We start from the raw sequence: 21,456 nt of genomic DNA on the forward strand, positions 1-21,456 counted from the left end.
ACCTGCGACCGCGACACGCGCTCGGCCGGCAGCGGCATCTCGCGCTTCGTCGAGGGCAGCGGCGGCAGCCTGCAGCGCGTCGACTTCCAGCTGCGCCCGACCGGCCTTGCTCCCGTCGCTCAGGACGCCCTGCCGATCACGCCCGAGGATGCCGGCATCGCTGCGGGCAATCGCACCGACTGGCTCGACCGGGCCGAACCGGGCATCGCCTTCCTCTTCCCCGAGATCGACCACAACCCCCGCGCCCCCGCGATCCGCGTGGTGATCCGTCACCTGCCGGGCCAGCGCGTCGCGCTCACCATCGATGGCAAGCCGGTCGACGCACTCAGCTTCGACGGCACCGACACCGATCTCCCGCGCGGCGTCGCCGTCTCGCGCTGGACCGGCCTGCCGATCGTCGAGGGCGACAACCGCCTCCAGGCCCGCGTGCTCAATGCCGATGGCAGCGTCGCCGCCACGCTCGACCGCACCGTCCATTATGCCAACACCCCTTCGCGCGCGGTCTACGCCCCGGAAAAGTCGCGCCTGACTGCTGACGGTCTCGCCCGGCCGCTGATCGCGGTCCGCGTCACCGATCGCAGCGGCCGCCCGGTCCGCGCCGGCACCATCGTACCGTTCCGCGTCGACCAGCCCTATCAGGCCGCCGTCGAAGGCGCCGCCCAGCAGGGCCGCCAGCTCGCCGGTCTCGAACGCACCCAGGCCACTGCACAGGTGGTCGGCGACGACGGCATCGCCTTCATCGCGCTCCAGCCGACCCGCCAGTCGGGCATGGTCCGCGTCACCATCACGCTGGCCGACCGCGAGCGCGAGCAGGTGAGCGAGGTCAAGGCCTGGCTCGCAGCGCCCGCACAGGACTGGGTCGCGGTCGGCTTCGGCAAGGGCACAATCGGCTACGAGACTCTGTCCGGCGCCGAACGCCTCGACGCCGGGCAGGACCATGAAGTCATCACCGATGGCCAGCTCTCCTTCTATGCCAAGGGCCGGATCAAGGGTTCGTGGCTGCTCACCATGGCCTATGACAGCGACAAGGATACCGAGCGGATGCGCGAGCGCGGTATGCTCGGCAATATCGATCCGAACCGCTACTATACCGTCTATGGCGACGGCACCGAACAGGGCCTCGACACGCCCAGCCGCGGCAAGCTCTATGTCCGGCTCGAACGCCCCGAATTCCAGGCGCTGTACGGCGACTACGAGACCGGCTTCGTCGATACCCGCCTCGGCCGCTACAGCCGCACCATGAACGGTGTCCGCGCCGAATATACCGGCCGCACGCTCAGCTTCTCGGTCTTCGCCGCGAACGACGACAGCCGCTATGGCCGCGACGAGATCCAAGGCAACGGCCTGTCGGGTCCCTATCGCCTGTCGGCCCGTGACATCGTGCCCGGCAGCGACAAGATCATGCTGGAAACGCGCGACCGCTTCCGCTCCGAACTGGTGCTGGAAAACCGGCTGCTCACCCGCAATGTCGATTACGATATCGATCCGCTGGCCGGCACGATCCGCTTCCGCGAGCCGATCCTCAGCCGTGACGAGAAGCTGAACCCGGTCTTCATCGTCGCCGAGTACGAGACCCGCAGCGGCATCAACGCGCTGGCGGCCGGCGCCCGCGCCACCGCAAAGCTCGGCCCGGCCGAGATCGGCGCGACCGTGCTGCGCGACGAGAGCCAGGGCAACGCCACCGTCGCCGCGGTCGACCTGAAGGTCCATGTCTCCGACACCACCGAAGTCCGCGCCGAAGCAGCCACCGGCGGGCGCCAGGGCATCGAGCATGGCCGCGCCTGGCTGGTCGAAGTCGAGCATCACTCGTCGAGCGCCGATCTGCTCGTCTATGCCCGCCAGCAGGACCGCGTGTTCGGTCTCGGCCAGCAGAACGGCGCCGAAGCCGGTGCCCGCAAGATCGGTGCGGACGGCCGCCTCAAGCTCGGCTCGCGCTGGAGCCTGGTCGGCTCGGCATGGCACCAGCAGGACCTGACCGGCCCCGCCAGCCGCATCGCCGCCGATGCCCGTATCGAATATCGCCGGACCAGCGGCACCCTCTATGCCGGCGTCCGCATGGCGTTCGATCAGGGCGTGAGCGGCGCCGAGCGCAACTCGCTGCTGTTCACGCTGGGCGGCACCCAGAAGCTGTTCGGCAACCGCCTCGAACTGACCGCCGAGGCTCAGCTTCCCATCGGCGGCAAGGACGACAGCACCGATTTCCCGGCCCGCCAGCATCTTGGCGCGGCATGGCGCTTCAACGACTGGCTGCGCCTGATCGCCGATGTCGAAGTGGCCAAGGGCGACAAGTTCACGGCCCAGAATGCACGCGTCGGCTTCGATGTCGCGCCCTGGGGCGGCGCGCGCCTGCTCGCCACCGTTAATCAGGGCGAGATCGGCGAGAATGGCCGCCGCACCTTCGCCCAGTACGGCCTCAGCCAGTCGCTGCCGATCGGCAAGCGCTGGACCGTCGACGTCACCCTCGATTCCGCCAGCACGCTGTCGGGCCATATCCCGGCCGCCGAGGTGGTGAACCCGCTCCAGCCCGCATCCTCGGGCGGCTTCCTCGATCGCAGCGGGCTGCAGGAGGACTTCATCGCCGTCACGCTGGGCGCGACATATCGCGGCGAGCGCTGGAGCTGGAACGGCCGCGCCGAGTATCGCGCTGCGGGCGAAGAACAGCGCCTCGGCCTCACCTCGAACCTGCTGCGTACCTTGGGCGAAGGCGCCACGCTGGCCTCGGGCGTCCGCGCCTTCCGCCTGCGGGAAGAGAATGGCTCGGTCTCCAGCTCGGTCAACGCCGATCTCGCCTTCGCGCTGCGCCCGATCGACAGCCGCTGGTCGCTGCTCGAACGCTTCCAGCTGCGCCACGAAAGCGCGAGCGGCGCGACCAGCCCGACCAACAGCCTGGGCATCCCGACCTTCGCCAACGGCACCCTCGCCACGCTGCGCCTCGTGAACAATCTCGCGGTCAACTATCGCACCGGCAGCGAAGGCGCGGGCCATGGCTTCGAAGCCAGCCTCTACTACGGCATCAAATATGTCCGCGGCCGCTATGCCGACGAACGGATCGACGGCCTGATCGATGTGCTCGGCGTCGAGGTCCGCAAGGACGTCACCACCCGCATCGATATCGGCGCACAGCTGGCGATGCAGCACAGCTGGCGCAGCGGCGCGGTGGCCTGGTCGTTCGGCCCCTCGATCGGCTTCTCGCCGGTCCGGAACCTGTGGATCACCGGCGGCTACAACATCGCCGGCTATCGCGACCGCGATTTCGAGGGCGCCCGCTGGACCCGTCAGGGCTTCTACGTCACCGCGCGGATGAAGTTCGATCAGGAAAGCCTGAGCGACCTCATCTCGCCACTGCTGGAGAGAGGGCAATGAACAAGGCGATCCGCTTGCTCCCCCTGGTCCTGCTGATGGCGTTCGCGCCGCTGACCATCGTCAAGAGCTCCGCCGTCGTGTCGGACCCGCAGGGCAATCTGCTGCCCAAGCGCGTTCCCGGCTCGCTGGTCGATTACACCGTGTCGATCACCAACCCGAATAGCGCGCTGACCACCGTCAACGGCGTGACCTTCACCGATGCGATCCCCGCCAACACGATCCTGCGCGTTGGCGATCTCGGCCTGCTCGCCGGCTCGGGGCCGGTCGTCTATACCGACGGCCTCGTCCCGCCGAGCCTGCTGACCTACAGCTTCACCTCGCTCGGCAGCACCACCGACCGGCTCGACTTCTCGAACGATAACGGCGCGACCTGGACCTACACGCCCAGCGGCGAGTTCGACGCGCACGTCACCAATATCCGCGTGCGGATGGGCGGCAATCAGGTCGCCGGATCGTCGTTCACCCTCCGCTTCCGCGTGAAGGTGAAGTGAGTCTCAATCGACGCTGAAGCAGTTGGCGATGCGCATGTCGCGCTCGACCACGCGCGCGGTAAGCCGCAGGATCAGGTTCTGGGCCTGCTGCCAGGCACTCGCCTCGCCATCCCACCCTTCTTCGACGAAGCGGCTGCCCCAGCCCTCGGCCAGCGCCAGCACGCGTTCGTCCAGCGCACCCGCATCCGCGCGGATGATCACCGATGGGAAAGGCAGCACGATTCGCGGGGCGGCGAACTTGTCGCCCTCGTCCTGACGCCCCTGCGGCGCGAACAGCAGTGCACCGGCGACGCGTGACACATAGGGTGTCGGCGACAGGCGGGCCCACCATGCCGTCGCGTTGCAGCTCTCGCCGCTGGCGACCAGCAGCACGGGCTTCTCCGCGCGCTTCACGGCTTCGTCCATGCGGACGGCCCACAGGTTGCGCTGTGCGGGGGTCTCCGCGTCATAATCGACATGATCGTCGCCGAATCGCGGCCAGTTGAGCAGCGACTTCCACGTCGCGGCGCGGGCATCGCGACCGGCAGTGGTCACGACCGAAAACAGATCACCGGCGGGCAGAGCAAGGGACGTCATCGCGCATCTCCATCTCAAGCAGGCTCACGGTTATTCCTACCGCGTAACTATGCAATGGAGTTGCGCCAAAGGGCCGTCAGGCTGCGACGAGTGATTGCCGACGCCCTGGCGCGCGCAAGATTCGCAAAGCCAAAGCCGCACATCGCCGGACCGGAACCGGTTTCGAATGACGATGTGGGGAAATGGCGCACCCGGAACGATTCGAACGTCCGACCCTCAGATTCGTAGTCTGATGCTCTATCCAGCTGAGCTACGGGTGCTTGGGAGTGGCGCTCTTAGAAGCCCCTCCGGATCGGCGCAACCCATTTTTCCAGCTTTTTACGCTTTTGCTCAAGCGAGTTGCCACTCTACCCGCTCGGGCATAGACCAGCGCCCATGCGAGCCCTTGCTTTCCCCCTTCTCGCGCTGGCCGTCAGCGGCTGCGTCGATGTCGACAGCAAATATCCGTCGCTGCTGCCGCGGCCCATCGAATCAACCGGTACCGCGGAGCCGCCCGCTCGCCCCGAGCCAGTCGCCACGCCCGATCCCGTGCTCGACAAGCGGATCGCCGATATCGTCGCCACGCTCGACAAGGCCCAGCGCGACTTCACCGTTGCCTCGCAGGATGCCGAAGCGCGGATCGCGGTCGCCCGCGGTCTACCGGAAGGGTCCGACCCTTGGCTCGACGCCCAGTCCGCACTGACGACGCTCGGCGCCGCTCGCGGCCCGGTGTCCGAAGCGCTGGTCGATCTCGAACGGCTGGCAGTCGATCGCGCACAGGAAGGCAAGCCGCCCTACCCTGCGCTCGACGCCGCGATCGCACGCGCGTCGAAGCTCAACGACGACCAGAGCGCGCGCATCGGGCTACTTGAGGGCGCGCTGAAGCCCTAGCACCGACCCGCTTGAAATGTTGGATATCGCCTGTTGAAGTCAGGGCACAGCCCTAGTCGTCGCTGTCCCAAGGCATCTTGGCGGGCCGCAGCACCGGCACGATCGACGCATAGTCGTCGGTCCAGCCGGGCACGCCGAACTCGGGCACCAGCACCTTCCACTCGCCACCGCGCGCGACCAGCCGGTCGAGGACCTTCGGATCACGCGAAAGGGCGATCCAGTCCGACGCGCCCGCTTCGTCGACCAGTTCCTCGTCGGGGCTCGGATTGTAGTAGAGCCGCTCGGCATACCAGCCGCCACGCCGCGCCGCTTCGGCCACGATCGGATCGAGCGCCAGGTAGCGGTTCGAGATATGGACCATCAGCAGCCCGTTGGGCGCCAGCACCCGGCCATAGGTGGCATAGGCTTCGGCGGTCATCAGGTGCATCGGCACCGCGTCCGACGAAAAGGCGTCGAGCGCCAGCAGGTCGAGGCTGTTCGCCCCCTGCTCGGCCAGCCGCAACCGGGCGTCGCCGATCACGATGTTCGCGTTGGGCAGGCACTGCGACAGGAAGGTGAACTTCCCCGAATCGCGCGCGATGCGCACCACTGCGGGGTCGATCTCGTAGATCCGCCATTGCTGGCCCGGCTTCGCGTAACAGGCCAGCGTACCGGTCCCGAGTCCGACCACGCCGATGCGGGCATGCGGGCCGTACAGTTCCGGTGCGGCGGCCATCGCCAGCCCGACGCCGGACTTGGTGAAATAATAGGTCGTGGGCTGGCGCGATTTCGCGCCCTTCAGCTGGATGCCATGCAGCGTCGTCCCATGCGCCAGCCGCACCTGATCGGGCAGGTCGGTGATGGTGTAGACCCCGAAATAGCTGCGCGTACGGTCGCCCCCGGCCGAAACCTGGATCGCCTGATAGCCGCCATAGAGGAACATCGCCGCCGCCAGCGACGCGAAGAAGGCCAGCGGCTTGCCGATCGAGAGCAGCCCGAAGATCGCGACGCCAAGGAAGGCGAACTGCACCGCGCTAGGCCCCATGCCGAACGGGTCGCGGATCCCGGCCACCAGCAGCAGCGACACGACCAGCGCGACCACCAGCACCTTGATCCGCACGATCTGCGTATCGCCGCTCCACAGCTTGCCGATGATCGGGAACAGGAACACCTGCGGCACCAGCGCGCCGGCGGCGAGGATCAGCAGCGGATATTCATAGGTCCAGTCGAAGACGATCGGCGCGATCAGCGCGGAGAACACACCGCCCAGCACACCGCCGACCGACATCGCCAGATAGAAGCCGGTCAGCCGGTCCGGCGCCGGCCGCAGCGCATACATGCGCGCGTGGCAGGCGACGGAGACCACGAACAACAGCATCACGCCGATGAACGCGTTCAGATAGGCATATTCGTGATGGCCCGAGATCAGCGTGGCGCCGAACAGCAACAGGCAGATCGGCGCGAACTTGCCGAGCAAGTCGGCCAGGATCCGGCTGTCCGAGAAGGCGACCGAGAAGCTCAGCAGGTACAGCCCCAGCGGCACGACCCACAGCAGCGGCACCGCAACGATATCGGTGGTGAGGAAGGTCGTCGTCGCCAGCATCAGCCCCGAGGGGACCAGCGCTAGCACGATCCAGTGCAGCACCATCCGGCGGCTGGGCGGCTCGCTGCTATGCACGACATGGGGCACGTCCGCCGACTTGCGCGGCAACAGCAATGCGCATCCGGCCACCAGCAGGAACACCAGCGCATAGCCGCCGGTCCACATCCAGCTCTGGCTGCGCAGCGCCATGTTGGGCTCGACCAGGATCGGATAGGTGATCAAGCCGCCAAAGCTGCCGATGTTCGACGCGGCATAGAGTGCGTAAGGATCGCGCCCGCCGCTCGCCACGCTATACCAGCGCTGGAGCAACGGCGCCTGCGCGGCAATGGCGAAGAACAGCGGCCCGATCGACGCGACCAGCAGCCACGGCACCCAGATGGTCGGCTCGGCATCGGCGGGCAGGTTCATCGAGATCAACCCGATCGGTAGCCACAGGGCCGCAACCGCCAGCACGCCCAGATGGATCGCCGCCTGCCGCCTCACCGGCACCCGGCCCAGCCAGTGCGCATAGGCATATCCACCCAGCAGCAGCGCCTGATAGACCAGCATCGCCGAGTTCCACACCGCCGGCGCACCGCCCAGCTTGGGCAGCGCCATGCGCGCGACCATCGGCTGGACGAGGAACAGCAGGAAGGATCCGGCAAGGATCGCGAGGACGAACAGCTTGTGCGTGACGCCGGAGGCCTTGCCCTGCGGAGCCTCTGCCATCTCGTCCACCTGATCCGTCATCAAAATCGTCCTCCCCGTAATACGGGATTAGGGCTGTATGGTTTCCCTGCGATTAACCACGGCAGCTATTTGGCAGGGCGGGCAATCCGATAGGTGATATGCGGGATCAGGTCACCCACCGCCTTGGGATGATCGAAATCGTCGTCCGGCGCGCGGGTCATGCCCAGCCGTTCCATCAGTCCCCAGCTGTTGGCGTTGCCCGGCGTGGTGATCGCCGCGACGCTGCCCACCTCCAGATTGGCCCATACCCAGTCGAGGCTGGCCTGCGCCGCTTCGCGGGCATAGCCCTTGCCCCAATGCTCGTGCGCCAGCCGCCAGCCGATCTCGATCTCGCCTTCGATCGGCGTGTTCTCGGCGCCCGGTTTCACGCCGCAAAAGCCAAGGAACGCGCCATCCTCGCGCCGCTCGACTGCCCAGAAGGTGTAGCCGACCGCCTCGCGGATGCCGTCGATCCGCGTGATCGCCGCTTCGGTCTCCTCCCGGCTCATCAGCGGACCGAGCGTCGCCATCACGCGCGGGTCCTGCCCCATCGCCGCGAACGGATCGAGATCGCTGTCCTTCCAGCCGCGCAGGATCAGGCGTTCGGTCTCGATCATGCCGACCTCTCGATGGCGTAGACGATCATCGCGCCGAACGGATCGCCCGCCGCATAATCGGGATGATGGAAGTCCAGATCGGTCCGCCGCGCCATGCCCAGCCGCACCATCAGTCCCCATGACGACGTGTTGCCGATCACCGTCCAGGCCGAGATGCGCGGACGGCTGGTATTCGCCCAGCCCCAGGCGATGCTCGCCTGCGCCGCCTCGCGCGCGATCCCCTGCCCCCAATGCGCCTCGCCGATGCGCCAGCCGACTTCGAGCTCCTCGGGCACCGGCGTTCCGGCATGCCCGCCGATCCGCACCCCGCACACTCCGGCCAGTTCGCCGCTGTCGCGCTTCTCGACCGCCCACATGCAATGGCCGTCGCGCGCCTGCAGCGCCATCTGGCGATCGATCAGCAAATCATGTTTCTCGCGCGTAGTCGGCCCGCCGAAATGCGCCATCATCGCAGGCGTGTTCACCAGCGCGTGAAAGCCCGGCTTGTCCGCCTCGCGCCACGGACGGAGCAGCAACCGCCCGGTCTCGATCATGTAGCAGGGCGTTCGATCACGAACATCACCGTGGTGCGCAGCCGATGCCCCTCGGGAAAGCTCGCGCTCTGGAAGGTCCGCTCGGGCAGACGCTGCATGCCCAGCCGCTCCATCAGCCCCTGGCTCTTCACATTGACCTGAGAAGTAATCGCATAGATGCGGCCGGCGTCGATCCGATCCCACACCCCATCGAGGATCGCCGCCATCGCTTCGCGGGCATAGCCATGGCGCCACCACGGCTTGTCGATGATCCAGCCGGCCTCGACCTCGTCCTTGATCGGCGAATGCGGCTCGCCGCGCTTTAGCCCGCAAAAGCCGACCACCACGCCATCCTCGCGCCGCTCGACCGTCAGGAAGCCCAGCCCCTCGCCACGATATTTGTCATGCTTGGCCAGCACCGCGTCCGCCCCAGCCTCGTCCAGCCCGGGAAACAGCTCGGCCATCACGTCCTGATCGGTGAACATGCCGACCAGCGCATCCCGATCACGCGGTTCGGGCAGGCGCAGGATCAGGCGTTCTGTCTCGATCATCCGTTCAGCAGTCGCGCCGCCACCGGCGCATGATAGGTCAGCACGCCGGAGGTGCCTGCCCGCTTGAACGCCATCAGCGTCTCGAGCACCAGCGCGTCGCGCTCGCCAGCGCCGGCCGCAACCGCCGCCTCGATCATCGCATACTCGCCGCTCACCTGATAGGCGAACACCGGCACCTGGAACTCGCTCTTCACCCGCAGGATGATGTCGAGATAGGGCAGCCCGGGCTTCACCATCACGCTGTCCGCGCCTTCGGCCAGATCGAGCCCGACCTCGCGCAGCGCCTCCTCGGCATTGGCCGGGTCCATCTGATAGGTCTTCTTGTCGCCCTTCAGCAGCCCGCGCGATCCCACCGCATCGCGGAACGGGCCATAGAATGCCGAGGCATATTTCGCGGCATAGGCCATGATCTGCACATTGACGTGCCCAGCGCCTTCCAGCGCCTCGCGGATCATGCCGACGCGGCCGTCCATCATGTCCGAAGGCGCAACGATATCCGCACCCGCCTCGGCCTGCACCAGCGCCTGATCGACCAGCACCTTGGCAGTCTCGTCGTTCAGCACATAGCCCGCGGCATCGACCAGCCCGTCATGGCCGTGGCTGGTATAGGGATCGAGGGCGACATCGGTCAGCACGCCCAGATCCGGCACCGCGTCCTTGATCGCCCGGATCGCCCGGCACATCAGATTGTCCGGATTGAACGCCTCGCGTCCATCGTCGCTGCGCAGTTCGTGCGGGGTGTTGGGGAACAGCGCGACGCAGGGAATGCCCAGCGCCGCCGCTTCCTTCGCCCGATCGACAATCCCCTTCACCGACCAGCGCGACACGCCCGGCAGGGTCGCGATCGGCTCCTCGTTATCACCTGACGTGACGAACAGCGGCCAGATCAGATCGGCCGGGGTCAGCACGGTCTCGGCATGCATCCGCCGGCTCCACGCGGAAGCCCGGGTACGGCGGAGACGGAGCGCGGGATATTGGGACATGGCTTATCCTAGACGCGCCAGCGCGGCGCTCAAGCGCTCGGCCTCGGCAGCCTTTTCGGCATGGTCGGCACGAGCCTTCTCGACCGCCTCGGGCTTGGCCCGCTCGACGAAGCTCGGGTTGTTCAGGCGTCCCGCGAGACCATCGCGTTCCTTCTCGGCCGCAGCGATCGCCTTCTTCAGACGCTCGCGCTCGGCTTCGAGATCGACCACGCCCGCAATCGGCAGGACGAACGTCGCCTCGTCGACCACGATCTGAAGCGCGCCACCTTCCGGGGCATCGCCGCTCGCCTGATCGACACGCGCGAGGCGAGCAATAGCCGCATCCTGCCGCGACAGGCGCGCGACCGTTTCCGCCGAAGCGTCACGGACATGCACCGGCAGGCGCGCGCCCGGCGGCACGTTCAGCTCGGTCCGCGCAGCCCGGATCTCGCTGACCAGCCGGATCAGCCAGTCGATCTCCTGCGCCGCCGCCGGATCGAGCGCGCGGGCGTCGGCCATCGGCCATTTCGCGACGATCAGCTCATGTTCGCGCGGACCCATCTTCGACCACAACTCTTCGGTGATGAAGGGCATGAACGGGTGGAGCATCACCAGGATCTGGTCGAGCACCCATCCCGCCACCGCGCGGGTCTCGTCGGCGCCCTCTGCGCCTTCGGTCTGGAGCACCGGCTTGATCAGCTCGAGATACCAGTCGCAGAAGCGGCTCCAGGTGAACTGGTAGATCGTGTTCGCGGCCTCGTCGAAGCGCAGATCGGCCAGCGCCAGATCGAGCGCCTGCACTGTCGCGACCGTCTCGGCGATGATCCAGCGATTGACCGCCAGGCTGGCCTCGGGCGCTTCCAGCGTCGCCGAAGCACCGATGCCGTTGGACTGGGCGAAGCGCGCGGCGTTCCACAGCTTCGTCGCGAAGTTGCGGTATCCCTCGATCCGCTTCTCATCCATCTTGATGTCGCGGCCCTGGCTTTCCATCGCCGCCATGAAGAAGCGCAGCGCATCGGCGCCGTAATTCTCGATCAGCCCCAGCGGGTTGACGACATTACCCTTCGACTTGGACATCTTCGCGCCATCGGCGGCGCGGACGAGGCCGTGGAGATACAGGGTCTTGAACGGTACCGCCTGCGGCAGCGGCAGCTTGCCCTGCTGGCCCATGAAGTGGATGCCCTGCATCATCATCCGCGCATCCCAGAAGAACAGGATGTCGAAGCCCGAGATGAGGACGTCGTTGGGGTAGCGGCCCGCGAGCGGATTGGGCTGGTCCGGCGGCAGGAATTGCGCATCGGGCCATCCGAGCGTGGCGAAAGGCCACAAAGCGGACGAGAACCAGGTGTCGAGCACGTCCAGGTCACGCTTGACGTACAGGGTCTGAAGCCCGTCGGCGTCTTCAACCAGACGCGGCTGCTCGTCATCGGTGCATTCGATGATCTGCTCGGAATCGAAGAAATCGCCCGAGGCGGTGGTCCAGTTCTCGATATAGTTGGCGATCGCCTCTTCGAAGGTCTCGCCGACCAGAATCAAGCCGTCCGGTCCGAACCATGCCGGGATGCGATGCCCCCACCACAGCTGGCGGCTGACGCACCAGGGCTGGATATTCTCCATCCAGTTGAAATAGGTCTTTTCCCAGCTCTTCGGCACGATCTTGGTCGCGCCCGAGCGCACCGCTTCGATCGCGGGCTTCGCCAGCGTCGCGGCATCGACATACCACTGATCCGTCAGCCACGGCTCGATCACCACGCCCGAACGGTCGCCGAACGGCGTCGCGATGGTGCGCGGCTCGGCGTCATGCTCGTTGCCGTCCTTGTCGATATGCGGGATCAGGAAGCCCTGTTCCTTCAGCAGCGCGACCACCGCCTTGCGCGCGGCAAAGCGCTCCATGCCAATGAGGTCGGCGGGGATCAGTCCGTCACTGGTCTGCGCGATGTTCGCCTTGGCATCGAGCATGTTGAGCATGTCGCCGGCCTTGATGCCCGAGCGCTTGCCCACTTCGAAATCGTTGAAGTCATGCCCCGGCGTGATCTTCACCGCGCCCGAACCCAGCTCGGGATCGGCATGCTCGTCGGTGATGATCGGGATCAGGCGGCCGGTGATCGGCAGGCGCACCTGCTTGCCGACCAGCGCGGTGTAGCGCTCGTCGGTCGGATGCACCGCCACCGCCATGTCGGCCAGCATCGTCTCGGGCCGCGTGGTCGCGACTTCGATGAAGCCCGAACCGTCCTCGAGCGGATAGCGGATGTGCCAGAAGCCGCCCTTCACATCGGTGGTCTCGACCTCGAGGTCGCTGATCGCGGTGCCAAGGCCCGGATCCCAGTTCACCAGCCGCTTGTCGCGATAGAGCAGCTTTTGCCGATACAGCTCGACGAACACCTTGAGCACGGCCCTCGAGAAGCCTGGGTCCATGGTGAAACGCTCATTGGCCCAGTCCATCGAGCAGCCGAGGCGGCGGAGCTGCTGCGTGATCTCGCCGCCGCTTTCCTCCTTCCACTCCCACACCTTCGCGACGAACTCGTCGCGGGTGAAGTCGGTGCGCTTCTGCTGCTTGGCGTTGAGCTGGCGCTCGACCACCATCTGGGTCGCGATGCCGGCGTGATCGGTGCCGACCACCCAGCGGGCATCCTTGCCCTTCAGACGGGCATGGCGGACCAGGATGTCCTGCAACGTATTGTCGAGCGCATGGCCGATATGCAGGCTGCCGGTGACGTTGGGCGGCGGGTTGACCAGCGTCCACGGGTCCGCACCGGGGCGTTCGGGGGCGAACAGGCCCTTGTCCTCCCAATGGGCGTACCAGCGGGATTCGATTTCGGCGGGGTCGAAGGTCTTGGGAAGCTCGGTCATGGCGCTCGCCTTAGCGGCGTGCCCCCTTCCGGGTCGATGAAAAAGTAACTTTGCGCTACATGGAGTCGATACAGGGGAGGAACGATATGTTGCGCATCGAAAATGCCGTGCTGGCCTGGGGCTGTGTGCTGGCCTTCATTCATATCTTCGGCACTGCCCAGGTGCGGACGCGGCAATATGGCGCGAAGTGGAACATGGGCGCACGCGACGAGGTGCTCCCGCCCGCCTGGCCGGTCGTCGGCCGCATGGAACGCGCGCAGGCGAACTTCTTCGAAACGTTTCCGATCGTGATCGCCGCGGTCGCGCTGCTGGGCATCACCCAGCTCTATTCGACCAACACCGCGATCGGCGCGCTGCTGTGGCTTGCCGCGCGGGTGCTTTACCTGCCGATCTATGCCGCCGGGGTACCGGTGGTGCGGACCTTCGTATTCCTGGCAGGCCTGGTCGGTATCGTGATGATGCTGTGGCCGGTACTGAGCGCCGGGATCGGTACCTTCGGTACGCTCAGCCTCTAAGACGTTTCCGCCGCCCCCGGACGCTGGGTCCGCGGGCGGCGGAGAACCTCAGTTGCTGGTCTTGCCGGTATATTTGCCGAGCCAGCCCAGCACTTCGCCATACCATTGCATCGAGTTCTTGGGCTTCAGCACCCAGTGATTCTCGTCCGGGAACACGATCAGGCGCGACGGGATGCCACGGCGCTGGAGCGCGGTGAAGCTGGCGAGACCCTGGGTATAGGGAATGCGGAAATCGCGCTCGCCGGTGATCACCAGCATCGGCGTCTTCCACTTGTCGACATGGTTCACCGGGTTCCATTTCTCATATTCTTCCGGCGCCTCGTAGTAGGGCTTGCCGCCATGCTCCCACTCGTCGAACCATAGCTCCTCGGTCTCGTACGCCATGGCGCGCGCGTCGAAGACGCCGTCATGCTGGACGAGGCATTTGAACCGGTCGGGCCACTGGCCAGCGATCCAGTTCATCATGTAACCGCCATAGGACGCGCCCAGCGCGCAGGCATTGTCGCCGTCGAGCCAGGTGAACTTGGTCGTGGCTGCCGCCAGCCCCTTCTGGAGATCCTCCAGCGGCCAGCCGCCCCAATTCTTGTTGATCGCGTCGGTGAAGGCCTGACCGTAGCCGGTGGAGCCGTGGAAATCGACCGCGACCACCGCATAGCCGCCGCCCGCGAACACCGCCGGGTTCCAGCGATAGGACCAGCTGTTGTTCATCGTGCCCTGCGGACCGCCATGGACGATGAACGCCACCGGTGCCTTGGCGCCCTCAGCGAGCGAGGCCGGCTTCACCGCATAGCCCCACACCGTATCGCCATTGGCACCGGTGAAGTTGAAGCGGGTGATGGACGGCATGGCGATGCCTTCCAGCTTCGCTGCGTTGACGCTGGTCAGCTGCACCGGGGTCTTGCCGGTCAGGCTGTAGAAGTCGTCGGGCGCCAGCAGGCTGTTCATCGAGAAGATGACGCCCTTCTTCGTCGGGATCACTGCCGAGACGACGCCTTCCTGCGTCAGCCGCGTGACCTTGCCGCTCTTCACCTCGACGACGAAGATCGGCTCTTCCTGCGTATCCTGTGCAGTGACGTAGATGCGCTTGCCATCGGGTGCCCATGCAATCGAGGCGACCGAACGGTCCCAGCCCTCGGTCAGCGCACGGACATTGCCGGTGGCCAGATCGCGCAGCATCAGCACCTGCCGGTCGGCTTCGTAGCCGGGGCGCTTCATCGCGAAATAGGCCAGCCACTTGCCGTCAGGCGACACGGTCGGGAGATTGTCGGTCCCGTCATTGTCGGCGGTCAGGTTGACCGGCGCGGCCGAACCGTCCGAAGGCACCGAGAAGATGTCGAGATTGGTCGACAGCGGCTCGGTCGTACCCGCTTCGCGAAGGGCGAAGAACACGGTCTTGCCATCGGGCGACCATGCCAGTTCCTCGCCGCCGCCAAAGGGCTTGGACGGCGTATCGCCATCCATCGTCTTGGTCAGCGGAGTCGAGAACGCATTGTCCTTGCCCAGCGGCAGGACGAACAGTTGCGAACGGTCACCATTGGCCCAGCTGTCCCAGTGGCGCACGAACATCTTGTCGTAGACGCGGGCCGAACCGGCATTGGGGTCCTTCTTGACCATCGCCGGCTCGATCGTCGGCGCGCCGGGCTTGCGATCGGCCCAGACGAGGACGCGGCCGCCATCGGGCGACAGCTTGAAGCCGGAGAAACCGCCGGCCGGGACCGACTGGACGGTCTGCGCGCCGCCGGTGACGGGGATCGACACGATCTGATCGGTGCCGCCCTTGTCCGACTGGAAGAACACCATATTACCCGGGCCGAACTGCGGGCCGGTTTCGTTGACATCGGGTTCGGCAACCAGCGGCTCGGGCACCGCACCCTTGGTGGTCAGGTCCAGCCGCCACAGGTCGTACCGGCCGCGATTGGCGGCCAGATCGGTCTCGCGCTGCTGCCAGACGAGCCAGCGCCCGTCCGGCGACACGACCGGCGCGCCGACACGCGACAGCTTGGCCACATCTTCGATGGTGAGATCGCGACCCGCCGGCTTTGCGGCCTGGTCTTGAGCCGCGGCAGGCGCAGCAACGGAGGCGAGCGCAACGCCCGCGAGCAGGAAATGCTTCATGCGCCGGGTTTTAAGCAGATGGTGACGGCGGATACAATCGCGCCGCCAGCCAAAATCGCCAGTAAATTAGCGTCCGGTGATCCGCGAAATCTCGCGCGCGACCATCGTCTCGACGACCTGCGGCAGATTTTCGTCCAGCCACTCGCGCAGCATCGGCTTGAGCAGCTCGCGGACAAGCCCTTCGAGCGTGTCCGAACCGGCCACTTCGGGCTTCACCACCATCCGCGAAAGCGCTTCGAGCGGGCCGCGCGTGGCTTCCACGGCGCGTTCCGACAGGATCGGCTCCGCAGCGCGCAGGGGCGCACCGGCGGTTTCGGGACGGTTGGTTTCCGGGCGAGGCGGCACGTCGGGGGCTCCAATCGGCAGCGGCGCGGGCGTCGGCTCGCTCACGGCTTCCTCAGCCGCCAGCTCGCTCAGCTCGAGCACTTCATCCACCCCCAGCGGGTCCGCACGAGGCGTTGACGGTGCCGTCTTCACCGAGCCGGGACGGCGCGAACGCGTCCCCGTCGCAGCATCGCCTTCCTCGGCGATGATACGTTTGATGGACGAGAGAATCTCCTCCATCGAAGGCTCGGAACTGATATCCCCCATATGCACCAGCACCTTCTACTCGAAAGTTGCGAGCGCGCTCAATCAGGGATTAGTACGGGTACTGTCAACAGGCCTGGTTAACAAAGGATCGGTTCCCGGCGTAACCTCCGGATTTTGCACCGGAGTTTGATTCGTCCGGGTGCCCTTCGTACTCTCTGCCGGACCGTCCGACCAGTCCGACCAGCCGCGACGCACCTGATTATAGTTGGTCGTCGGGTCGTAAAGCGGCCCGCCATCGAGGCCCAGATCCTCCGCTTCGGCCTTGCCCATCGCCGCCAGCAGGGTGAATCCGGCGACATAGGCGTCGCGCTCCGCGGTCACATAGGTGACCTGCGAATTGAGGAATTCCTGCTCGGCATTCAGGATATCGAGGATGGTGCGCGTGCCGACGCTGTTCTCCGCACGGACGCCTTCGAGGCTCAGCCGGTTGGCATCGACTGCGACGCGCGAGGATTCGATCACCCGCAGCGACGACTGGTAGAGCGCGAAGGACGAGCGCGTCTGTGCGATCACGCCGCGTTCGGTGAAGGTGACGCCTTCCAGCGCAGCTTCGCGTCGCGCCTTGGCCTGACGCACCTGTGCCGCCGGACGGCCGCCCTGGAACAGCGGCATGGTGAAATTCACGCCCGCGCTGGTCGAGAAGCCGTCGCTGCCGAAGCCTGCAGCGTTCGAACGCGCCGTGGTCGATCCGAGATAATTGTAATAGTCGCCGCCAAAACCGACGCTGACGCGCGGCAGGCGGCCAGCCTCGGCCACGCTGACGTCATAGCGGGTGGCTTCGCCCGACTTCACCGCGGCTTCGAGGTTCGGATTGTTAGCCAGCGCGATATCGGTCGCGCCCTCGACGGTCGTGGGCAGGCCCGGCAGCGCCGGCGGCGGCGCGAGCACGCCCGGGGGCGTACCGACGACACGAATGAAATTCTCGCGGCTGCCGATCAGCCGTGCCTCGGCGCCGCGCAGCTGCGCCTGTGCGAGCGCATAGCGCGCTTCGGACTGTGCGACGTCGGTGCGGGTCAGATCGCCCACTTCGAACCGGTCGCGCGTCGCCTGCAGGTTGACCTCGAGCACGCGGACATTCTGCTGGTTCAGCCGGACGATCGCTTCGTCGCGGATCACGTCGACATAGACGGTCACCACCTGGGTGAAGATATCGGCTTCGGCGGCACGCAGCAGCGAACGGCCCGCCTCGACGCGGGTCTCGGCCGCGCGCACCGAATTGCGGACCGAACCGCCGGCGTAGATCGGAACCGACAGATCGGCGCCCACCGAGCCGCGACGGCTGGGCGAAAGGCCCTGATCGGTATTGTACAGGCTCTCGTTGACCCCGGCGCTCGACGTCACGCCCGGCAGGCCCGAGGAGCGCGCGATCGGCACGCCTTCGTCGGTGGCGCGCAGATTGGCGCGCTCGCCGGCGAGATCGGGATTGCTGTTATAGGCGAGGACCAGTGCGTCGCGCAGCGTCATCGTCGGCTTCGGCGCGGCCTGAGTCGCCGCCGTGGGCGCGGTCTCGGTCGTCTGCGCCGCCGCGGGAACCGCGATCGCCACAAGGCTCACGCCCAGGAACAGGGAGGAAAGTCGCATGGGCCTCATCTTCTGGTCTTTCAAAACTGAAACGTCCGTGGCTTCGCGAAGCCGGGCAGCACCGCGCATTCGATATCGGCGAATTCGGTCAGCCCGAAGCCGCCGCCGGTCTTGCGCCCGGTCGCGAGCCGCGTGATCCCGCGATCCTCGATACCGGTGGCGATCCGACCGCCATCCTTCAGCTGGGCGATCAGCGTGTCGGGGATATGTCCGGCAGCGCCATCGACCACGATCACGTCATAGGGATCGGCCTTGGCCCAGCCCTGGGCGAGCGGTCCTTCGACGATGGTGACGTTGGCGGCACCGGCAAGCGCGGTGCGCGCGATCGCCAGCAGATCGGCATCCTCTTCGAGCGCCACGACGTTGGCCGCCATCTCGGCGAGCACCGCCGCGGCATAGCCACCGGCCGCGCCGATCAGCAGCACGTTGTCGGTCGAGCGAATCTGCGCCTCGGTCAACAACCGTCCGGTCGCGAGCGGCGAATTCTGGCGACGTCCGCCGCCCAGCGGCAGCAGCGTGTCGCGATAGGCAATCTCGCGATGTTCCGCGGGGACGAAGTCCTCACGCGGAAGTTTGGCCATGGCTTCCACCACCCGGACATCGCTGACCGAGTTGGTGCGCAGCTGGCTGGCCACCATCGAATGGCGCATCGAATGCGCGGGATCGACCATCGGGGTCATCATCACTCCGCTTCTTCGCACAACCGTATTAGTTGCGCAATACACTTGTTGGGTTCGGCGCTATGTATCGCGCCGCAGCACGAACGCCAAGCGACGTTCTTGGCGTTCGTGCTGCGGAAACATCCGCGCGCGTTCCTGGTGCGGCTCTACGGAAACATCCGCCGCCGGTACGCAATTTTATACCGGCGAATGTTGACATGCGCAGGGCACCCTGCGCAAAGCCGCCGCTCGCTCCGAGGCCCGATGGCGGAGTGGTGACGCAGAGGACTGCAAATCCTTGCACCCGGGTTCGATTCCCGGTCGGGCCTCCATTCCGACAGAAGCAAAAAGGCGCCCGCGATTTCCGCGGACGCCTTTCTTGCGTGACTTCGTTCGTGCGGCTCTGCGGGAACACCCGCCGCCGTCATGCGACTCAGCGGCGGTAATAATTGTCCTGGCAATTGCCGCGATCGATCTCGCTGCCGATCACCGCGCCGACACCGGCGCCCACGACCGTACCGACTCCGCTGCGGCGATTGTAATAACCACCGCGCCCGGCTTCGCCGCCGACGATCGCGCCCAGCAGTCCGCCGACAATCGCGCCGGTCGTGCCCGAGCAGCGCTCGCTGCGGTAATAGCGGCGGCGATCCGCACGATACGGGCCGTTGCGCAGCGTGCCCTGCCCGTCACCGCGATAATAGTCGCCCGGACGATAGCGGCCGCCATCGCGATACTGGCCGCGATCATAACTGCCCTGATCCTCATAATAGGGTTCGGCGTCCTGGCCTTCGTCATAATAGCCGTCGTCGCCATTCTCGGGGCCGGCATAGGTATAGGGCTGTGCAGCCGCCGAAGTGGCAGTCAGCGCGCCGCCCAGTGCAGCGGCGGCGATCGCAGCGGAAACAAGAAACTTCTTCATGATCGGTCTCCCCCGGGCCGCTTTGATCGCCCGATGCGCGCTCTTTGTATGAACGGCGGTGCCGCGAGGCTGAACGGCGCTGTTATCCTGCGTTCAGCTTATCACGTCCGCGCAACCAAAATCGTGACAATTTGGCAACTCATCGACGATATATAACGGTTCATCGCTGCCAACGCGGAACAAAGGACGATTCCCGCCCGTTGGCTCCGGACTATTACGGAGATGTACCATGTACGATTTCGGCATCCGACAGCCCCGCACCGGCTACCGTATCGGCTATCGCGCCAATGAGACCAACCATTGCCCGGGCTGCGGCCAGTCGCACTGGATGATCGGTCGCATGACCGCCGAATGCGCCAATTGCGGTACCGCACTGCCGCTGATCGCGGGAAGCGCCACGGGCATCGGCACGCTGCGTCCACGCGGCACGGGCACCCTCGCCGCTGCATAAGCGCGGCGGGGCCTTGCCCCACTGCCCGCCTCCGCCCGCAATGGCGGAGGGCGGCGTTCCTTTGAAAAGCGGCGATGTGGCGCTATGGCCCCGCCGATGAACGCCGCGCCCCTCACCCTTTACAATTCGATCACCCGCAGCCTCGAGCGGTTCGAACCGCTCGATCCTGCCAAGGGCGTGCGCGTCTATTCGTGCGGACCGACGGTCTATTCCGATCCGCATCTAGGTAATCTGCGCGCCTATGTGTTCACCGATACGCTGAGCCGGGTGCTGACGTGGAAGGGCAATGCGCTCACCCATGTGATCAACATCACCGATGTGGGCCATCTGACCTCCGACGCGGACGCGGGCGAGGACAAGATGGAGGCCGCCGCGCGCAAGCAGGGGCTGAACGCCTGGGATATCTCGCGCCACTATGCGGACGTGTTCCGCCGCAACCTGGCCGACCTGAACATCCGCAAGCCGACGCACATGCCGCTGGCCACCGAATATGTGGAGCGGATGATCGCCTTCGCCGCGGAGATCGCGCCGAAGCATTGCTACGAGATCGAGTCGGGCCTGTATTTCGACAGCCGCACCGTGCCCGACTATGGCCGCCTTGCCGGATCGCAGGGCGATATCGGCGAGGGCCGGATCGATCCGGTCGAGGGTAAGCGCCATCCGCAGGACTTCGCGATCTGGCGCAAGACGCCTGTAGGCGAGACGCGCCAGATGGAATGGGATTCGCCCTGGGGTCGCGGCGCACCGGGCTGGCATCTCGAATGCTCGGTGATGAGCAGCGAACTGCTCGGCCTGCCGTTCGACATCCATACCGGCGGGATCGATCACCGCGAGATCCACCATGTGAACGAGATCGCGCAGAACCAGGCGCATTGCAGCTGCGCGGACAGCGGCGCGCATTTCTGGATGCACAACAACTTCCTGGTGGACCGCGACGGCAAGATGTCGAAGTCCAAGGGCGGCATCGCCACGCTCGACGCGCTGGTCGCACGCGGCGTGCATCCGCTCGCCTATCGCCTGATGTGCCTGAGCGCCCATTATCGCAGCGAGCTGGAGTTCAGCCCGGACAATCTGGGCGCGGCGCTGACCCGGCTGAAGCGGCTGGTGATGACCGTCTCCGGCCTGAAGGCTCGCATCGGCGACGGCGGCAGTGTGGCCGGGGCCTATCGCGCGCGTCTGGACGAGGCCGTTGCCGACGATCTCAACACGCCCCGCGCCCTGCCGGTGCTGGACGAGCTGCTCGCCGACAAGAAGCTGTCGGCCGAGGACCGGATCGCCACGCTGGCCGAGTTCGACGCGGTGCTGGGGCTGGATCTGACGAACCTCACCCGCGAAGCGCTGCGCGTCCGCCCGGCCGAGGCGACGCTGACTGCCGCCGAGATCGATCTGCGTCTCGCCGATCGCAAGCAGGCGCGTGTCGACAAGGACTTTGCCCGATCCGACGCGATCCGCGACGAGCTGGCGGCGTCGGGTGTCGAGGTGATGGACGGCGATCCGCTGGGCTGGGACTGGAAGGCCGCGCTCTAGCCTCACGGAGACATTC

18 protein-coding genes and 2 tRNA genes are annotated in these 21,456 nt (G+C 66.3%); 7 read left to right on the forward strand and 13 right to left on the reverse strand.

Features of this window, described 5'->3' with window-relative positions; genetic code table 11:
* The coding region (locus P1X14_RS09555; protein ID WP_277315119.1) for a hypothetical protein at positions 1 to 3,363 on the forward strand (3,363 nt) is incomplete at its 5' end.
* On the forward strand, positions 3,360 to 3,854 hold the full coding sequence (locus tag P1X14_RS09560) for a hypothetical protein (protein ID WP_277315120.1): 495 nt from the start codon (positions 3,360 to 3,362) through the stop codon (positions 3,852 to 3,854). The genes P1X14_RS09555 and P1X14_RS09560, both read left to right, overlap by 4 nt.
* A 3-nt stretch (positions 3,855 to 3,857) precedes the next feature.
* On the opposite strand, the gene P1X14_RS09565 is transcribed toward P1X14_RS09560, so the two are convergent.
* Positions 3,858 to 4,430, reverse strand: coding sequence for an alpha/beta hydrolase (locus tag P1X14_RS09565; protein WP_277315122.1), 573 nt, complete (start codon positions 4,428 to 4,430; stop codon positions 3,858 to 3,860).
* A gap of 183 nt (positions 4,431 to 4,613) precedes the next feature.
* A tRNA-Arg gene (locus P1X14_RS09570) sits at positions 4,614 to 4,690 on the reverse strand.
* Between the two features lie 115 nt (positions 4,691 to 4,805).
* Here P1X14_RS09570 and P1X14_RS09575 point away from each other — a divergent pair.
* Positions 4,806 to 5,300 (forward strand): hypothetical protein, encoded by a 495-nt coding sequence (locus tag P1X14_RS09575; protein WP_277315123.1) that lies wholly within the window; start codon positions 4,806 to 4,808, stop codon positions 5,298 to 5,300.
* A gap of 52 nt (positions 5,301 to 5,352) precedes the next feature.
* Here the strand turns inward: P1X14_RS09575 and P1X14_RS09580 are convergent, their stop codons facing one another.
* The 6 genes from P1X14_RS09580 to P1X14_RS09605 form a co-directional block, all read right to left on the reverse strand.
* Positions 5,353 to 7,590: a fused MFS/spermidine synthase gene (locus P1X14_RS09580; protein ID WP_277315191.1), complete on the reverse strand. Its 2,238-nt coding sequence runs from the start codon at positions 7,588 to 7,590 to the stop codon at positions 5,353 to 5,355.
* An 86-nt stretch (positions 7,591 to 7,676) separates the two neighbouring features.
* A complete protein-coding gene (locus P1X14_RS09585; protein ID WP_277315124.1) occupies positions 7,677 to 8,207 on the reverse strand; it encodes a GNAT family N-acetyltransferase in 531 nt (176 codons plus the stop codon).
* A complete protein-coding gene (locus P1X14_RS09590) occupies positions 8,204 to 8,740 on the reverse strand; it encodes a GNAT family N-acetyltransferase (RefSeq protein WP_277315125.1) in 537 nt (178 codons plus the stop codon). The genes P1X14_RS09585 and P1X14_RS09590 overlap by 4 nt, the downstream gene beginning before the upstream one ends.
* The gene (locus P1X14_RS09595; RefSeq protein ID WP_277315126.1) at positions 8,737 to 9,270 is read right to left on the reverse strand and encodes a GNAT family N-acetyltransferase; all 534 of its coding nucleotides are present in this window, start codon (positions 9,268 to 9,270) and stop codon (positions 8,737 to 8,739) included. Before P1X14_RS09595 ends, P1X14_RS09590 begins: the two co-directional genes overlap by 4 nt.
* On the reverse strand, positions 9,267 to 10,253 hold the full coding sequence (gene hemB / locus P1X14_RS09600) for a porphobilinogen synthase (protein ID WP_277315127.1): 987 nt from the start codon (positions 10,251 to 10,253) through the stop codon (positions 9,267 to 9,269). Before hemB ends, P1X14_RS09595 begins: the two co-directional genes overlap by 4 nt.
* 3 nt (positions 10,254 to 10,256) lie before the next feature.
* Positions 10,257 to 13,082 (reverse strand): valine--tRNA ligase, encoded by a 2,826-nt coding sequence (locus P1X14_RS09605; RefSeq protein WP_277315128.1) that lies wholly within the window; start codon positions 13,080 to 13,082, stop codon positions 10,257 to 10,259.
* Positions 13,083 to 13,171: 89 nt separating this feature from the next.
* Between P1X14_RS09605 and P1X14_RS09610 the strand changes: the two genes are divergently transcribed.
* A complete protein-coding gene (locus P1X14_RS09610; RefSeq protein ID WP_277315193.1) occupies positions 13,172 to 13,597 on the forward strand; it encodes an MAPEG family protein in 426 nt (141 codons plus the stop codon).
* Positions 13,598 to 13,645: 48 nt separating this feature from the next.
* Here the strand turns inward: P1X14_RS09610 and P1X14_RS09615 are convergent, their stop codons facing one another.
* The 4 genes from P1X14_RS09615 to P1X14_RS09630 form a co-directional block, all read right to left on the reverse strand.
* Complete coding sequence (locus P1X14_RS09615; protein WP_277315129.1) at positions 13,646 to 15,712, reverse strand: S9 family peptidase; 2,067 nt, start codon at positions 15,710 to 15,712, stop codon at positions 13,646 to 13,648.
* 66 nt (positions 15,713 to 15,778) lie between these two features.
* Positions 15,779 to 16,303 (reverse strand): DUF2497 domain-containing protein, encoded by a 525-nt coding sequence (locus tag P1X14_RS09620; RefSeq protein ID WP_277315194.1) that lies wholly within the window; start codon positions 16,301 to 16,303, stop codon positions 15,779 to 15,781.
* A gap of 42 nt (positions 16,304 to 16,345) precedes the next feature.
* The gene (locus P1X14_RS09625; RefSeq protein WP_277315130.1) at positions 16,346 to 17,884 is read right to left on the reverse strand and encodes a TolC family outer membrane protein; all 1,539 of its coding nucleotides are present in this window, start codon (positions 17,882 to 17,884) and stop codon (positions 16,346 to 16,348) included.
* Positions 17,885 to 17,904: 20 nt separating this feature from the next.
* Positions 17,905 to 18,567, reverse strand: a complete 663-nt coding sequence (locus P1X14_RS09630; protein WP_277315131.1) for an rRNA adenine N-6-methyltransferase family protein — start codon at positions 18,565 to 18,567, stop codon at positions 17,905 to 17,907.
* Positions 18,568 to 18,801: 234 nt separating this feature from the next.
* Between P1X14_RS09630 and P1X14_RS09635 the strand changes: the two genes are divergently transcribed.
* Positions 18,802 to 18,875, forward strand: a tRNA-Cys gene (locus tag P1X14_RS09635).
* A 101-nt stretch (positions 18,876 to 18,976) separates the two neighbouring features.
* On the opposite strand, the gene P1X14_RS09640 is transcribed toward P1X14_RS09635, so the two are convergent.
* The gene (locus P1X14_RS09640; protein ID WP_277315132.1) at positions 18,977 to 19,462 is read right to left on the reverse strand and encodes a hypothetical protein; all 486 of its coding nucleotides are present in this window, start codon (positions 19,460 to 19,462) and stop codon (positions 18,977 to 18,979) included.
* Between the two features lie 229 nt (positions 19,463 to 19,691).
* Here P1X14_RS09640 and P1X14_RS09645 point away from each other — a divergent pair, with 229 nt between their 5' ends.
* Both P1X14_RS09645 and cysS read left to right on the forward strand, forming a co-directional pair.
* Positions 19,692 to 19,913: a hypothetical protein gene (locus P1X14_RS09645; RefSeq protein ID WP_277315133.1), complete on the forward strand. Its 222-nt coding sequence runs from the start codon at positions 19,692 to 19,694 to the stop codon at positions 19,911 to 19,913.
* Between the two features lie 96 nt (positions 19,914 to 20,009).
* Positions 20,010 to 21,440, forward strand: a complete 1,431-nt coding sequence (cysS, locus tag P1X14_RS09650) for a cysteine--tRNA ligase (RefSeq protein WP_277315134.1) — start codon at positions 20,010 to 20,012, stop codon at positions 21,438 to 21,440.
* Positions 21,441 to 21,456 lie beyond the last annotated feature (16 nt).

Source organism: Sphingomonas sp. AOB5, assembly GCF_029433115.1.
In the GTDB taxonomy this organism is placed as follows: domain Bacteria; phylum Pseudomonadota; class Alphaproteobacteria; order Sphingomonadales; family Sphingomonadaceae; genus Sphingomonas.